At 70.6% G+C, this 2,509-nt stretch carries 2 protein-coding genes; both read right to left on the minus strand.

Translation table 11 applies throughout. The features are described from left to right. Positions 1–1,265, minus strand: a 1,265-nt coding sequence (locus Q0L11_RS18845) for a DHA2 family efflux MFS transporter permease subunit (RefSeq protein WP_296599282.1), incomplete at its 3' end; no start/stop codon positions are given. A 4-nt stretch (positions 1,266–1,269) separates the two neighbouring features. Continuing rightward, on the minus strand, positions 1,270–2,400 hold the full coding sequence (locus tag Q0L11_RS18850; RefSeq protein ID WP_296599283.1) for an HlyD family efflux transporter periplasmic adaptor subunit: 1,131 nt from the start codon (positions 2,398–2,400) through the stop codon (positions 1,270–1,272). Between the last annotated feature and the right edge of the window lie 109 nt (positions 2,401–2,509).

A 2,509-nucleotide genomic window follows, 5' to 3' on the forward strand; every position in this document is an offset into this window, starting at 1 on the left:
GTGGTCATGATCGACGTGGCGAACGCCGCCGAGGTCGTGCGCAGGAAGTTCTGCAGGCCGGCCGCCGACGCCGTCTCCTCGGGCAGCACGGAGGACAGCGACAGGCTGGTGGTCGGGATGAAGAAGAACGGCATGGCGAAGCCCAGCACGAACTGCGGGATGGCGATGTCCCAGAACGTGGCGTCCGTCGTGTAGAACGCGCGCCAAAGCGCCACGCCGGCCATCCAGAACACCCCGAACGACACCAGGGCGCGGACGTCGAACCTGCCGACCAGCCGGGCGACGATGGGCGACATGATCACCGCCAGGATGCCGTTCAGGCAGCCCGCGTAGCCGGCCCAGGTGGCCGTGTAGCCCATGGTGGTCTGCAGCCAGAGCGGGATCAGCACGACGCTGGCGAAGAAGGCGCCGAAGGTGAGGCTGAGGGTGGTCACCCCGATGACGAAGCCGCGGTGGCGGAAGACGCGCAGGTTCACGATGGGGTTCTGCGACGTGAGCTCCCAGATCAGGAAGGCTGTGAACCCGACGACCGCGACGATGGCCAGGCCGACGATGAACGGCGAGCCGAACCAGTCCAACTCCTTGCCCTTGTCGAGCATGATCTGCATCGCGCCCACCCAGACCACCAGCAGGAACAGGCCCACGTAATCCACGGGGATGCGCCGCGTGGCGGGCTCCTGATGGATCAACATGCGATAGGCGCCGACGCCGACGATGGCCGCGACGGGGATGTTGATCAGGAAGATCCAGCTCCAGTGAGCGTTGTCCGAGATGAGGCCGCCCAGGATCGGCCCGGCGATCGGCGCCACGACGGTCGTCATGCTCCACAGCCCCAGGGCCTGGGCGCCCTTGTCCTTCGGGAAGATGCCCAGCAGCAGCGTCTGCGACATCGGCATGATCGGGCCGCCGCAGAGGCCCTGCGCGATGCGGAACGCCACCAGCATCGAGAAGCTGGGCGCGAGCCCGCACAGCAGGGAGAAGAAGCCGAACCCCGCCATCCCGGCGGCGAACACCTTCACAGGCCCGAAGCGCTGGGCGAGCCAGCCCGTCAGCGGCACCGTGATAGCCTCGGCGACCGAATAGGAGGTGATGACCCACGTCCCCTGGCTGGGCGAGACGGCCAGGCCGCCGGCGATATGCGGCACCGAGACGTTGGCGATGGTGGTGTCCAGCACCACCATGAAGTTGGCCAGCCCCAGGAGCAGGGCCGCGGTCAGCAGCCGTGCGCCGGTCAGCGGGGCGGGCGCGGCAGACGCCTGGGACATGGCCCTAGCCTCCGATATCGATTTCGGCGGTCATCGAAAGGCCGACGCGCAGCGGGTGCTCGGCCAGTTCCTTGGGGTCGAGGGCGATGCGCACCGGAACCCGCTGGACCACCTTGATCCAGTTGCCGGTGGCGTTCTGGGCCGGGATCACCGCGAAGGCCGAGCCCGTGCCGCCGGAGAAGCCCTGGACGCGGCCGTGGAACTTCACGCGCGAGCCGTAGAGGTCGCTGGTCAGCGTCACGGGCTGGCCCACCTTCACCTTGCGGAGCTGGCCTTCCTTGAAGTTGGCGTCGACGTAGGCGCGCTGGATCGGAACCACGGTCATCAGCGCCGCGCCGGGCTGGACACGCTGGCCCACCTCGACGGTGTTGCGGGTGACGACGCCATCGGTGGGCGAGCGGATCACGGTGCGGGCGAGGTCCAGTTCGGCCTGGGCGAGGCGGGCGCGGGCGGCGGCCACCTCAGGGTTGCCGGCGACGTCGCGGCCTTCGATCAGGACATTGGCGGCGCGCTGCTGCTGGCGCGCGGCGGTGGCGTTGGCGCGAGCCTGGGTCAGCGCGGCGCGGGCCGTGGTCAGGCTGGTCTCCGCCGCGGTCAGTTCGTCGCCGGAGACGGCGCCCTGCCCGGCCAGGCCCTTGCGGCGGCCATACTCCACCTCGGCGCGGCGAAGTTCGGCCTGGGCGCGGGCGATGTCGGCGTTACGCGCTTCGGTCTGGGCGGACAGCGCCTCGTCGTTGGCGAAGTACTGCCGCACGCGCCGCTCGGCCTGCTCCAGGTCGGCACGGGCGCGCTCGACCGCGAGCCGGTAGTCCGCCGGATCGATCACCGCCAGCACCTGCCCCTGCTTCACCGTCAGGGTCTCGTGGATCGGGACCTGGACCAGCGGGCCGCTGACCAGGGCGGTGATCTGGGCGCTGGAGGCCTGGACATAGGCATCGTCGGTCTCGACGTGGCGCGAACCGACCAGCAGCCAGTAGGCAAGCCAGATCAGCGCTGCGCCGAGCACGACGGCCGCCAGGGTCAGCAGAAGGCGGGTCCGCCGACCGCGCTGGGGGTTCGCGGCCGGCGGAGGGGCGGACGTCGCCGGGGGGGAGGCGGTGGCGGCGTCCGCCGAGGGGCCTTGGTCTCGGGCCATGGTGTGGACTCTCTGGAAAAGGTCAGGCGCGGAAGCCGCCGCCGAGGGCGCGGACGAGGCTGGCGTCGAGGGTGAGGGCGCGGGCCTCAAGCTGGGCGACCGCGCGGCG

It is taken from the genome of Phenylobacterium sp. (assembly GCF_024508875.1).
Classification (GTDB): Bacteria; Pseudomonadota; Alphaproteobacteria; order Caulobacterales; family Caulobacteraceae; genus Phenylobacterium.